At 73.1% G+C, this 11,903-nt stretch carries 12 protein-coding genes; 4 read left to right on the top strand and 8 right to left on the bottom strand.

The genetic code is table 11. The features are described from left to right. A partial coding sequence (locus HF577_RS33850) for an Lhr family helicase (RefSeq protein ID WP_456154037.1) occupies window positions 1-818 on the top strand: 818 nt, incomplete at its 5' end. 9 nt (window positions 819-827) lie between these two features. Here the strand turns inward: HF577_RS33850 and HF577_RS39970 are convergent. After that, window positions 828-1,502: a TetR/AcrR family transcriptional regulator gene (locus HF577_RS39970; RefSeq protein WP_211175259.1), complete on the bottom strand. Its 675-nt coding sequence runs from the start codon at window positions 1,500-1,502 to the stop codon at window positions 828-830. Next, window positions 1,499-3,058, bottom strand: a complete 1,560-nt coding sequence (locus HF577_RS33860; protein ID WP_169400078.1) for a class I adenylate-forming enzyme family protein — start codon at window positions 3,056-3,058, stop codon at window positions 1,499-1,501. The genes HF577_RS39970 and HF577_RS33860 overlap by 4 nt, the downstream gene beginning before the upstream one ends. A gap of 112 nt (window positions 3,059-3,170) precedes the next feature. Here HF577_RS33860 and HF577_RS33865 point away from each other — a divergent pair, with 112 nt between their 5' ends. Then, window positions 3,171-5,093: a flavin-containing monooxygenase gene (locus tag HF577_RS33865; protein ID WP_169400079.1), complete on the top strand. Its 1,923-nt coding sequence runs from the start codon at window positions 3,171-3,173 to the stop codon at window positions 5,091-5,093. 64 nt (window positions 5,094-5,157) lie between these two features. Here HF577_RS33865 and yidC read toward each other — a convergent pair whose 3' ends face one another. Together yidC and HF577_RS33875 are read right to left on the bottom strand one after the other, a co-directional pair. Continuing rightward, complete coding sequence (gene yidC, locus HF577_RS33870) at window positions 5,158-6,111, bottom strand: membrane protein insertase YidC (RefSeq protein ID WP_169400080.1); 954 nt, start codon at window positions 6,109-6,111, stop codon at window positions 5,158-5,160. 100 nt (window positions 6,112-6,211) lie between these two features. Then, window positions 6,212-6,511 carry a DUF6412 domain-containing protein gene (locus HF577_RS33875; RefSeq protein WP_169400081.1) on the bottom strand — a complete coding sequence of 100 codons (300 nt, stop codon included), beginning with the start codon at window positions 6,509-6,511 and terminating at the stop codon, window positions 6,212-6,214. A 60-nt stretch (window positions 6,512-6,571) separates the two neighbouring features. Between HF577_RS33875 and HF577_RS33880 the strand changes: the two genes are divergently transcribed. Then, a complete protein-coding gene (locus HF577_RS33880) occupies window positions 6,572-7,318 on the top strand; it encodes a GNAT family N-acetyltransferase (protein ID WP_169400082.1) in 747 nt (248 codons plus the stop codon). An 8-nt stretch (window positions 7,319-7,326) separates the two neighbouring features. Here HF577_RS33880 and HF577_RS33885 read toward each other — a convergent pair whose 3' ends face one another. From HF577_RS33885 to HF577_RS33900, 4 genes are read right to left on the bottom strand one after another with little or no spacing between them, the layout of a single operon-like run. Then, the gene (locus tag HF577_RS33885) at window positions 7,327-7,968 is read right to left on the bottom strand and encodes a response regulator (RefSeq protein ID WP_169400083.1); all 642 of its coding nucleotides are present in this window, start codon (window positions 7,966-7,968) and stop codon (window positions 7,327-7,329) included. Further along, window positions 7,968-9,299: a sensor histidine kinase gene (locus tag HF577_RS33890; RefSeq protein ID WP_169400084.1), complete on the bottom strand. Its 1,332-nt coding sequence runs from the start codon at window positions 9,297-9,299 to the stop codon at window positions 7,968-7,970. The genes HF577_RS33885 and HF577_RS33890 overlap by 1 nt, the downstream gene beginning before the upstream one ends. Window positions 9,300-9,303: 4 nt before the next feature. Continuing rightward, the gene (locus HF577_RS33895; RefSeq protein ID WP_169400085.1) at window positions 9,304-10,089 is read right to left on the bottom strand and encodes an ABC transporter permease; all 786 of its coding nucleotides are present in this window, start codon (window positions 10,087-10,089) and stop codon (window positions 9,304-9,306) included. Window positions 10,090-10,100: 11 nt separating this feature from the next. Beyond that, window positions 10,101-11,009, bottom strand: a complete 909-nt coding sequence (locus HF577_RS33900) for an ABC transporter ATP-binding protein (protein WP_169400086.1) — start codon at window positions 11,007-11,009, stop codon at window positions 10,101-10,103. Between the two features lie 123 nt (window positions 11,010-11,132). Here HF577_RS33900 and HF577_RS33905 point away from each other — a divergent pair. Then, window positions 11,133-11,903, top strand: a 771-nt coding sequence (locus tag HF577_RS33905; RefSeq protein WP_169400087.1) for a DNA-formamidopyrimidine glycosylase family protein, incomplete at its 3' end; no start/stop codon positions are given.

An 11,903-nucleotide genomic window follows, 5' to 3' on the forward strand; every position in this document is an offset into this window, starting at 1 on the left:
GCGGGGGCCCGGCGCACCGGAGCAGGCGCTCCGCCCCGCGCGGCCGGTACGCCCAGCTGCGCGCGGGCCGCCCGGCGATGCCCAGCCGGAGCGGGCCGCCGTCGGTGGGCGGCCGGTGGGCCCTCGCCGCCGATCGCGAGCCCGATCCCACCCGGCGGGCCCATGCCCGTGCCGAGGCGTTCCTCGAACGCCACGGCGTGCTCACCCGCGGCGCGCTGGCCACCGAGCGGGTGAGCGGCGGGTTCGCGGCGGTGTACCGGGTGCTGCGGGCCATGGAGGACTCCGGCCGCGCCCGGCGCGGCTACGTCGTGGAAGGGCTCGGGGCGGCGCAGTTCGCCGTGCCGGGCGCGATCGACCGGCTGCGTTCCCTCTCCCGGCCCGACGGCAGCCCCGCGGGCCCCGATCCCGACCACGGCTACGGCGGAGCGGTGAGGGGCGAGGGCGACGGGCTGTCCCGGGTGGTGCTCGCCGCCGCCGACCCGGCGCAGCCCTACGGGGCGGCGCTCGCCTGGCCCGCCACCGTCGGCGACACGAAGCACCGGCCGGGCCGGAAGGCCGGGGCGCTCGTCGTCCTGGTCGAGGGCGCGCCCGCGCTGTACGTCGAGCGGGGCGGGCGGTCGTTGCTGTCGTTCACGGTCGATCGGGACGAGCTGGCAGCCGCCGCCCAGGCGCTGGCCGGGGCGGTGCACGAGGGCTGGCTCGGCTCGCTGGCCGTCGAGCGTGCTGACGGCGTCGGTTCACTCGACTCCGCACTGGCCGAGGTGCTCACCGAAGCCGGCTTCCGGGTCACCCCGAAGGGGCTGCGCCTGCGCGCCTGAACCGGCTGGTCACGAGTTCTGGCCATTGAAGTACTCCCGTGAGCCGAGCATCCGGCCCACGATCAGCACCACGTAGCCGCGCACGACCTCCTCGAGGTCCAGCGCACCGTCCTCGTGGAACCAGCTGCTGATCCCGTTGAGCACACCGAACGCGGCGAAGGCGGCGAGGCGGGGGTCGGCCGGGGCGAACTCCCCGGACCTCATCCCGGCGTCGATCACGTCCCGGACGCGGCGCTGGTAGTAGCGCCGGTACCCGTCGATCTCGGCGCGGTGCGCCGGGCTGAGCGCGGCGAGCTCGTGGAGCCCGACGATGTGCTCGACGCGCCGGGGCTGCAGGAACTCCAGGTGCGCGCGCACGAACGCCGCCAACCGCTGCCCGGGTGTGCCCGGTGCGTCGAGGAAGGGGAGGTTCTGCTCGTTCAGCTCGCGGGTGACGGTCAGGCACACCGCGTAGAGGATCTCCTCCTTGGAGGCGAAGTGGTGGTACAGGCTGGCCCCGCGGATCCCGACGGCCTCGGCGATGTCGCGCATCCCCACGGCCGCATATCCCTGCTGCGCGAAGATCCGCGCGGCCGCGGCGACGATCTCCGCCCGGCGTACCCGCCGCCGCGCGGCGGGGGCAGGCCCGGTCGACTCCGGTCCGTCCCCCGGCGGGGGCGCATCGACCTGCTCCGGAGCGATCACCGCGGAAGCTCCAACGCTCGCAGCTCGCGCTTGAGGATCTTGCCCTGCGCGTCGACCGGCAGCTCGGGCACGACGTGCACGGCCTTCGGCACCTTGAACACCGCGAGCTGCTCCCGGCAGAACGCCACGATGGCGTCCCGGTCGGGGACGGCGCCGGAGCGCGGCACCACGAAGGCCGTGACCGCCTCGGACCAGACCGGGTCCGGCCGCCCCACCACCGCGGCGCGCAGCACGCTGGGGTGGGCCTGCAGCACCCGCTCCACCTCCTGCGACGAGACGTTCATGCCACCGGACTTGATCACGTCGGTGAGCCGGTCGTGGAAGAACAGGTTGCCGTCGGCGTCGACCCGCACGATGTCGCCGGTGTGCAACCAGCCGCCGCGCATAACGTGCCTGGTCTTCTCCGGCTCGCGGTGGTAGCCGAGCATGACCGACGGTGATCGGCAGACCAGCTCGCCGAGCTCGGCGTCGTTGCCGTCGGCGTCGACCACCCGCGCCTCCAGGTGCGTCACCGGCTTGCCGATCCAGGTGGGGTCGCCGCCGGGGACGTCGTCGAGGGTCGAGAACCAACCGACCGTCCCGAGCTGGGACAGCTCCGACTGCCCCCAGTAGGTGCCCCACCGCGCGCCGGGGGCGGCCGCCGACCACGCCTCCACCACCGCGGGGGTGACCTGGCCCCCGTAGGTGAGGCAGCGGCGGACGGCGCCGACGACGCCGGGCCCGAACGCCTCGGCGCCTGCCAGCGCGAGGTAGAACGTCGGGGTCTGCGCGATCACGGTGACGCGCTCCCGCGCGATGACCTCCAGCGAGTGGGCGGCGCCCGCGCCTGCCGGCAGCACCAGGGTGGCCCCCATCAGCGTGAGCGTGGTCATCGAGCCGAGCCCCGAGATGGTGTGGAACGGCATGACGAAGAGCCAGGTGTCGTCCGGACCGGTCTCCAGGCCCCAGCCCCACGCCGGCGCGGTGGAGATCAGGTAGTTGCGGTGCTGGATCAGCACGCCCTTCGGCGTGGCCTCGGTGCCGCTGGTGTAGACGAGCATCGCGACGTCGTGCTCGTCGACATCGGCCAGGGGCTCGGTGTCGGGCTGGTCGGCGAGGCTCCGCTCGAGGGCGTCGCCGAACGTCAGCAGGGGGAGGCCGGGGGCCGCCGCCGTGACACGGTCGGCGAACTCTCCGGCGACCACGACCACAGCGGGCTCGGCGTGCGCGAGCTGCTCGCGCATCTCCCGCTCCCCGAACATCACGTTGACCGGGCTCATGGCGGCGCCGACCTTCAGCGTCCCGTAGTAGAGGGCGGCCACGTCGATGCCGTTGCGGGCCACCACCGCCACGACGTCACCCCTGCGGATCGAGCGGCTGAGCAGGAGGTGGGCGAACCGGTTGGCGCGACGGTCGAGCTCCCCGTAGGTGATCTGGCTGCGCGCTCCCGCCGTGTCGTAGGCGACGAGAGCGACCTTGTGCGGCCGGGTGCGGGCGTGGCGGCGCAGCTGGTCGCCGATGGTGGCCCGGCCGACCGGGGCGCGGTGCTGCCACGCGATATCGGGCGTCGGCTCCATCAGTGAGTCGTCCTGTCTGCCGTTAGACACTGACACCACGGGCTGTTCCGCTGACCGGCACGTCCGAGATTATCATCTGCGCCGATTGCCTAACCGCGGTTAGGCTATGGGCATGAGCGCTGTGCCCACCGTCCTGGCCGAACCGGAGCCGGGAGCACCGCTCGACTCCCAGGCATTGACCCGCGCAATGGAGCACGCCAACCTGCCCGCGCTCGTGCCGGTGCTCTACCAGCTCACCGGCGACCCGCGCTGGCTCGCCGATCCCTACCGCCCCACCCGCAGCCGGGGGATGGACGAGAACATCGACGGCGGTTTCCCGGAGCGCGTCAGGGCCGAGATCCGGACCGCGGCCGTCGACGCCGTGCTGGCCTGGTCAGCGGGTCGCCCGCCCGCGGTACCCGCGCCGACGGGTGCCACCCTGCTGGAGCTGATGACCCTCGCGGCCGGCGAGCCGGTGCCTGCCGAGTACGTGGCGATGGCCGCGGAGGACATGGGCTTCCGGGCGACGGCACCGCTTTCCGCTCCGGCCGATCCCGGGTTCCGCGCGATCGTCATCGGGGCGGGTGTGTCGGGCATGCTCGCCGCGATCCGGCTCCGCGAGGCGGGTATCGAGTGCGTCGTCCTGGAGAAGAACGCCGACGTGGGCGGCACCTGGCTGGAGAACCGCTATCCCGGCGCGGGCGTCGACACCCCGAGCCACCTGTACTCCTACTCGTTCGCACCGCGCCAGTGGAGCGCCCACTACGGCAAGCGCGACGAGGTGCTCGGCTACCTGCGTGACGTGGCCGACCACTACGGCCTGCGCGAGATGATCCGGTTCGGCACGGAGGTGGCGCACGCCGGCTACGACGCCGGCCGGCAGGGCTGGCGCGTCACCACCACGGCGGGCGAGGAGTTCGAGGCAGACGTCGTCATCACGGCGGTGGGCCTGCTCAACCGGCCGAAGGTTCCCGACCTGCCCGGACTCGGCGACTTCCACGGGCCGATCTTCCACTCCGCCCGGTGGCCCGCCGACCTCGATCTCACCGGCAAGCGCGTGGCGGTCGTCGGGACGGGCGCGAGCGCCATGCAGATCGTGCCGGCGATCGCGGGCCGGGCCGGGCACGTCACGGTGTTCCAGCGCTCCCCGCAGTGGATCGCACCGAACACCGTGTACTTCGAGCGCGTCGGCGACGCCGTCCAGTTCCTGACGGAGCATGTGCCCTTCTATCGCCGCTGGTACCGCACCCGCCTGGCCTGGATCATGAACGACAGGGTCCACCCGGCGCTGCAGGTCGACCCGGAATGGGAGCATCCGGAACGTGCCGTCAACGCCGTGAACGACTCGCACCGGCGCCACTTCACCCGCCACCTGCTCTCCGAACTGGAGGGGCGTGACGATCTGGTCGAGAAATCCCTGCCGACCTACCCGCCGTTCGGTAAACGGATGCTGCTGGACAACGGCTGGTTCACCGCACTGCGCCGCGACGACGTCGACCTCGTCACCGAGGCGGTCGCCGCGATCACTCCCACCGGCGTCCGGGCGGAGGACGGCACGGAGGTCGACGTCGACGTCGTCGTGCTCTGCACCGGGTTCGAGACCTACGAGTACCTGCATCCGATGGACCTGCGTGGCCGGGACGGCCGCTCCATCCGTGACGTCTGGGGGCCCGAGAACGCCGACGCCTACCTCGGCATCGCCGTGGCCGGGTTCCCCAACCTGTTCCTGACCGCAGGCCCCGGTACCGCGCTCGGCCACGGGGGCAGCCACATCACCATCGCCGAGTGCCAGGTGCGCTACATCGTCGAGGTCATCACCAACATGGTGAACTGCGGTATCGGAGCGATCGAGGTACGGCCCGAGGCGTACGCCGACTACGCCCGCCGCCAGGACGAGGCGCACGCGCGGATGATCTGGACGCATCCCGCCATGCGGAACTGGTACCGCAACACTCTCGGCCGCGTCATCTCCGCACTGCCCTGGCGCATCGTGGACTACTGGCAGATGACGCGCCGCGTCCGCTGGGACGACTTCACGACCGAACCCGCCCGCTGACCCGCGAGTCGCCCGAAAACCGCCCGCGAGTCGCCCGGAAAATCCCCGCGAGTCGCCCGGACCGTCAGCGGCGCCTGCGGCTCGGACGGTGCCCGGAGGCGTGCCGTTTGCGCTTCGCCCCTCCCCCACCTCCGGCGCGGTTCACCGCCGGGTCCCCGTCCTGCGGGGTGGCCGGGACGAGGGCAGGCGCGGCCGGGGCCACCACCGGCGCGGGCGGGGACACCACGGCGGGGAGGCGGCTGAACACGATCCGCTGCTGCACGAGCGTCCAGGCGTTGTTCGTCAGCCAGTAGACGAGTATCGCGATGGGGAACGGGAAGAACAGCCCGCCCACGAGCGCACCGAGGGGGAAGATCCACGGCGTGAACCGCATGATCGACGCCGTGGGGCCGTCCGGCGGCTGCTGCTGCGCGGAGTGACGGGCGGAGAAGTGGGTGGCGATGGCGGCCACCAGCATCAGGGGCACCGCGACCACCGCGACGTCGAGCCGCTCGACGTGGCCGCCGAAGGAGTCGAGAAGCTGCTGGGGCATGCTCAGGTACGCCGACAGCGGCGCCCCGAAGAGGCGGGCCTCCAGGAACGAGCGCACCTGGTCGGGCGAGAAGACGTAGTTCGGGATGGCGGCGTTCTGCTCGAACGTCAGGCCGGGGCGGTTGAAGTAGCGCAGCACGTGCAACAGCCCGAGGAACACCGGTATCTGCAGCACGGCCGGGAGGCAGCCGCCGAGTGCGTTCACCCCGTGGGCGCTCTGCAGCGCCTTGGTCTCCTGCATGAGCCGCGGGCGGTCGTCGGCGTACTGCTTGCGCAGCTGCGCGAGCTGGGGCGCGATGGCCCGCATCGCCCGCCCGGAGCGCACCTGCGCGAGGAAGGGCCGAATCAGCAGCGCGCGCAGGGTGAGCACCAGGAAGACCACCGACAGCGCCCACGCGACGCCGCTGGACGGGCCGAGCAGGAGACCGAACAGCTGGTGCCAGCACCACATGACGGCGGAGACGGCGTAGTAGACGGGATCTAGCACGGTGTGCCCCCCGTGCCGGGGACGAGCAGGACGGACGTACGCATGGCGGGACTCCAGGGCAGCCGGGACGGGACTCGTCCGGCGGCGCCACGCGCAGGCGCTACACCGCCGGCAGGAGCTCCGACGGGGCGCGGGACCGGGTGTGCCCGGCGGCGTCCGGGTCGCGCTGGCGGGGCACGGCGCGCCGCGCCAGCGCGCGGTGGTGCTCGCGCACGGCCACGGCGAGCCGGGCGCAGGCCGCTGCGGGAAGTACGAGAGCGGGGCGCCGGGCCAGGCCCCAGGCGCACAGCAGCGCCCCGAGCACGCCCATGAGCAGCGACTGCTCGATCACCACGGCGGTGCCGATGAGCACGGAACCGAGCAGCAACAGGCCAAGAGCCTGCGCCGCCGTCGCCCTCATGCCCGCCACCGTACCGTTCTCGGTGGCGCGAAAGCCGCCAACGGGCCAGGGTGCCGGAACATGCTCACCATCCCCACGGACGCCCGCCCGGAGCTGCGCCGGTGGTTCGCCCCGGAGCGGCCGGGTCCGTTGATCTTCGAGCACGTCGCGCGCACGGGCCGGGGCCGGTGCCGCGTGGACCGCTGGCCGGACCCGCGGGTGGTGCTCGCCGAGCTGCCCGGCAACTACGCGCTGCGCGGAGATCCCGGCTACCTCGCGGACGGGGACCTCGACGACGTCGCGGGGTTCGTCGAGGCGCCGCCGGAGTGGCTGCCCGCACTGCGCGCCCTGGACCCGGCCACGGCCGTCTGGGCCCGGCTGGTCGCCGCACTCCCGGAGGCCGTGGCCGTGCCGCCGCCCGCCCGGGACGTTCGGCTGCTCACCGCGGCCGACGCGCCGGCACTCGCCGCCCTCGACGAGGAGAGCGCCTGGATCCACGAGACCTGGGGCGGCCCGGAGGTGCTCGCCGCCGCGGAGGTCGCGTACGGGGCGACGGCCGGGGGCGGGCTCGCGTCGGTCGCGGTGCCGTTCTACGTGGGCGGCGGCCACGAGGACATCGGCGTGGTGACGGTGCCGGCCCAGCGCAGGCGCGGGCTGTCGGCGGCGTGCGCGGCCGCGCTGATCGCGGATGTCCGGGCGCGCGGCCGCACCCCGACGTGGACGACGTCACCGGACAACACCGCGAGCCTCGCCGTGGCCGCCCGGCTCGGGTTCGTCCCCGTCCGGGACGACGTCCTCTACGCCGTGCGCACGGCCGTCCCCGGCTGACGGGCCGGTCAGCGCTCCTCGGGCACCAGCAGCCCGCGCTGGTACCCCGCCGCCACCGCGGAGGCGCGGTCCCGCACCTCCAGCTTCGCGTAGACGTGCAGCAGGTGGGTCTTCACCGTGGCCTCGCTGATGAACAGCTTCTGTGCGGTCTCCCGGTTGGTGAACCCGGCGGCCACCAACCGCAGCACCTCCAGCTCGCGGCCGCTGAGCTGGTCCTGGGCCGGCGACCGGACCTGGCCCATCAGACGCCCGGCCACGGCGGGCGACAGCACGGCCTCCCCGCGGTGGGCGGCCCGGACGGCCCGCAGCAGCTCGTCGCGGGGAGTGTCCTTCAGCAGGTAGCCGGTGGCGCCCGCCTCGATGGCCGGGAGCACGTCGCGGTCGGTGTCGAACGTGGTGAGCACGAGGACACGCACCGACGGCGAACGGCGCCGTAGCTGCCCGATCGCCTCCACCCCGCCCATCGTCGGCATCCGCAGGTCCATGAGGACGACGTCGACGGGGTCAACGGCCACCCGGGCCAGCGCCTCGGCGCCGTGCCCAGCCTCCCCCACCACCTGCATGTCCGGCTCGCCGTCGATCACGCCGCGCAGGCCGTCGCGGACGACGGGGTGGTCGTCGACGATCAGCACGCGGATCACGTCGGTCATCACCGCACCTCTGCGGGGATCGCCGGAACACTCGCGCTCACTGCTGCCCCCTCGCCCGGCGTGCTCTCCACCGTGAACGTCCCCGACACGCGCCGGACCCGCTGCTCCATGGCCGCCAGCCCGAAACCGCTCCCGGCGTCGGGCTTCGCCCCGGGCCGGAGGACGAAGCCCCTGCCGTCGTCTCGGACGTCGAGCACCACCACGTCGTCCATGTACGACAGCGTGAGTCCGGTTCTCGTGGCCGACGCGTGCTTCCCGACGTTGGCCAGTGCCTCCTGGGCCACCCGGAACAGCGTGACCTCCAGGTCGGGCAGCAGCGGCCTCGGTTCGCCGGTGGTGTCCACCGTGAGCTCGACGCCGGCGGTCTCCGCCCACTTCTTGCCCATCTCGGCGATCGCGTCGGGCAGCTGTGCCTCCACGAGCTGGCCGGGCGCGAGGGCGTCGACCGAGCGCCGGGCCTCGGTGAGGCTCTCCCTGGCCAGCGCGCTGGCGGTGCTGATGTGGCGACGCCGCACGGCGGGGTCGTCGTCGGCGGCGCCTGCCGCCTCCAGCTGGGTGACGATGCCGGTCAGGCCCTGCGCGATCGTGTCGTGGATCTCCCGCGCCAGCCGCGCCCGCTCGTCGAGCATCCCGGCCTCGCGGGCCTGGGCCAGCAGCTGGACGTGCAGGGCCGCGTTCTCCTCCAGCGACTCCGACAGGCGCCGGTTCGTCTCGTTCAGCTCGACGATGATCTCCCGCCTGCGGTGGGACTGCTGGGTGGACAGCGTGCCGAAGTAGGTGAAACCCCCCGCCACCAGAGCGTTGATCACCGTGACCGCCACCAGTCCCGCGATGACGCCCAGGTTGATCTCGTCGATCAGACTTCCGCCGAGCTGCGAGTAGGCGACGAGCGCCGCCGTGGCCGCCACCCCGGCCCAGCGCCAGCGCCCGCGCAGGTAGAGGAACGAATGCATGTACCCGGCCAGGGCCTGGAACCCGTACAAGGGCGACAGTTGCACGAGCACGGCCATCAGGACCAGCAGCCCACCGACGTACACGGCGCCCAGCCGGGGATCCGACGCCGCCACGGGGCGCCGCGTCACGAAGGCGTATGACCAGGCTGCCGCGACGAGCACGAGCGGACCGGTGACCAGCCAGTACCCCGGCGTCGACGGGATCACGGCGGGCGTCAGCACGGTGCCGATCGCCAGCCCGAGATAGGGCACGAAACGTTCCATGAACGAGTCGAACCTGCGTTCGCGGGCGTCGAGCACCTCCTCGGTGCCCGACAGCGGCCCGTTCGCCGGCCCGCAGCCCTGCGTCACCGCCGCACCGCGCTGTGCGCCGCTCATGACCTCACTCCCACCGGAAGAACCTAGCGGCAACAGTGGTCGCCGCCACAGCGATCACCGCCATCACCACCAGGTGCACCGGCGCCGGCCCGTCCCCCATCCAGGCCGCCTGGAAGGCCCCGACGCCGGGCGGCACGAACTCCCCGATCCGCACCAGCGCCTCGGGGAGCAGGAACTTGGGCAGGTACACCCCGGCGAAGAACTGCGTCAGCATGAACGCGACGGCACCGATCCCGGTGGCGAGCCGGGCCCGCGGTGTCACGGCCGCGATCACGAGCCCGAGCGCGAACACCGCCGACGTGCCGAGCAGGAACGTGAGGGCGAACGCGACCGGGTGCCGTGGCGCCGGCACGTCGAGGACGTACACGGCGACGACGAGCATCAGCGCCGTGCCGATGACCACGGTCACGACGTTGATCAGCAGCTGCACCACCAGCACCGCCGCCGGGTGCATGGGAGATGCCGAGAGCCGTCGCAGGATCCCCTTCTCCCGGTAGGTGGCGAGCCCGGTGGGCAGGTTCTGCAGGCCGAGTACGGCGATGTTGATCGCCAGCAGGGACGGCGCGAAGTAGTCGGTGAACCGGAGCCCGCCGAACATCTCGCTGGGCTCACGCAGCGCCGGTACGGCGCCGAGGGCCGCGAGGACCACCGTCGGCAGGACCACCGCAATGAGCAGGGTCATCGGGTCGCGGAGGAACAGCCGGGTCTCCGCCAGCGCGAGTGCGCGCAGCGGACGCGGCGCGCGGTGCTGCGGGGTCGGGGTCGGGGTTGCGGTCGTGGTCTCGGTCATCGGTCGACTCCTCAGTTCTCGGTGGAACGGCCGGTCAGGGCGACGAACGCGTCGTCGAGGGTGGGCTGCTCGAGGCGCAGGTCGATGGCCACGACCTGGTGGCGGGCCAGCGTGGACGTCACCGCGGTCAGCAGGTCGCCGCCGCCTCTGACCTCGACCTGAGGCCCGTTCCGCTGCACCGACGCCACCTCGGGCAGCTGCGTGAGCACCGCGTCCTCGAACGGGACCGACGGGCGGAACCGCAGCCGCTGGCCGTCACTGAGCCCGGCCACGAGCCCGGCCGGCGTGTCGATCGCGATCACGCGCCCCGCGTCGATCACGGCGATCCGGTCGCAGAGCCGCTCGGCCTCCTCCATGAAGTGGGTGACCAGCACGACGGTCACGCCGCCGCGGCGGATCTGTTCGATCGACTCCCAGGCGTCGCGCCGGGCCTGCGGGTCGAGCCCGGTGGTCAGCTCGTCGAGGATCGCCACCTGCGGGTTCCCCACCAGCGCCAGTGCGATCGACAGCCGCTGCTTCTGGCCTCCCGACAGGTTCCCGAACGCGGTGTCCCGCTTCGCCGCGAGACCCCAGCGTTCGAGCAGCTCGCCGGGGTCGAGCGGCGACGGGTAGAACGACGCGTAGAGCTCGAGCGCCTCCCCCACACGCAGCTTCTCCGGCAGCTCGCTCGCCTGCAGCTGGATGCCGAGCACGCGGCGCAGCGCAGCGCGGTCGCGCCCGGGATCCAGCCCGAGCACCGAGATGGAGCCGCCGTCCGGGGAGCGCAAGCCCTCGATGCACTCCACGGTGGTGGTCTTCCCTGCGCCGTTACGACCCAGGACGCCGAAGATCTCCCCCTCCTCCACGGAGAAGGAGACGTCGTGCACCGCGACCTGGTCGCGGTACCGCTTGTGCAGGTGGTCCACCTCGATGACGGGCATGAAACGATCGTGCTGCCCCGCGGGCCCGTGGAGATCGACCGTCGCGGCGGAGTACCCGGCACCCGAGGTGGACCGCCGATCCACCGATCGGTGGAGCGGCGCGACCCGCGCTACCGTCGGCCCGTGCCGGAGGGCGACACCGTCTACCTCACCGGGAAGCGCCTACGCGCCGCGCTCTCCGGCGGGACGCTTCTGCGGGGCGAGCTCCGCCATCCGCAGCTCGCGGAGCACGACCTCGCCGGCCGCACCGTGCTCGACGTCGCCACCGTCGGGAAACACCTGTTCACCCGGTTCGACGACGGCCGCAGCCTGCACAGCCACCTGCGCCTCGACGGGTCGTGGCACCTCTACCGGCCCGGGATGGCGTGGCAGCGGCCCTCCCACCAGGCCCGCGCGGTGCTGGAGACCGCGGAGCGCACCGCCGTCGGGTTCCTGCTGCACGACCTGGAGCTCCTGCCGACCGCTGAGGAGGACCGGCTGGTCGGGCACCTCGGTCCCGACCTGCTCGACCCCGCCTGGGACGACGCGCACGCCGCGGAGGCGCTGCGCCGGTTCACCGCGCGCGGTGCGTCGGAGCTCGGGCTGGTGCTCCTGGAGCAGCGGGTGATGGCGGGCGTCGGGAACCTCTACAAGACCGAGGTGTGCTTCCTGCTCGGGCTCTCCCCGTGGACCCTCGTACGGGACGTCCCGGATGCGGCCGCGGTGATCGCGCTGGCGCGTGAGCTGCTGCTGCGCAACGCCGACCGCCCCCAGCAGTCCACCACCGGTGAGCTGGCGCGGGGGCGTCAGACCTGGGTGTTCGAGCGGGGTGGTCAGCGGTGTCGCCGCTGCGGCACGCGGATCCGCACCGCGGAGCAGGGGGACGGGGTCTACGCCCGGCTCGCCTACTGGTGC

Origin of the sequence: Pseudonocardia xinjiangensis (assembly GCF_012911925.1) — a bacterium.
Classification (GTDB): Bacteria; Actinomycetota; Actinomycetes; order Mycobacteriales; family Pseudonocardiaceae; genus Pseudonocardia; species Pseudonocardia xinjiangensis.

What these genes read in the sequence shown, in the direction of transcription:
- HF577_RS33895 (WP_169400085.1), bottom strand. Translation starts at nt 10,089, where the DNA reads ATGACCGAGACCACGACCGCAACCCCGACCCCGACCCCGCAGCACCGC.
- HF577_RS33860 (WP_169400078.1), bottom strand. Translation starts at nt 3,058, where the DNA reads ATGGAGCCGACGCCCGATATCGCGTGGCAGCACCGCGCCCCGGTCGGC.
- HF577_RS33890 (WP_169400084.1), bottom strand. Translation starts at nt 9,299, where the DNA reads ATGAGCGGCGCACAGCGCGGTGCGGCGGTGACGCAGGGCTGCGGGCCG.
- HF577_RS33865 (WP_169400079.1), top strand. Translation starts at nt 3,171, where the DNA reads ATGAGCGCTGTGCCCACCGTCCTGGCCGAACCGGAGCCGGGAGCACCG.
- HF577_RS33880 (WP_169400082.1), top strand. Translation starts at nt 6,572, where the DNA reads ATGCTCACCATCCCCACGGACGCCCGCCCGGAGCTGCGCCGGTGGTTC.
- HF577_RS33875 (WP_169400081.1), bottom strand. Translation starts at nt 6,511, where the DNA reads ATGAGGGCGACGGCGGCGCAGGCTCTTGGCCTGTTGCTGCTCGGTTCC.
- HF577_RS33900 (WP_169400086.1), bottom strand. Translation starts at nt 11,009, where the DNA reads ATGCCCGTCATCGAGGTGGACCACCTGCACAAGCGGTACCGCGACCAG.
- HF577_RS33885 (WP_169400083.1), bottom strand. Translation starts at nt 7,968, where the DNA reads ATGACCGACGTGATCCGCGTGCTGATCGTCGACGACCACCCCGTCGTC.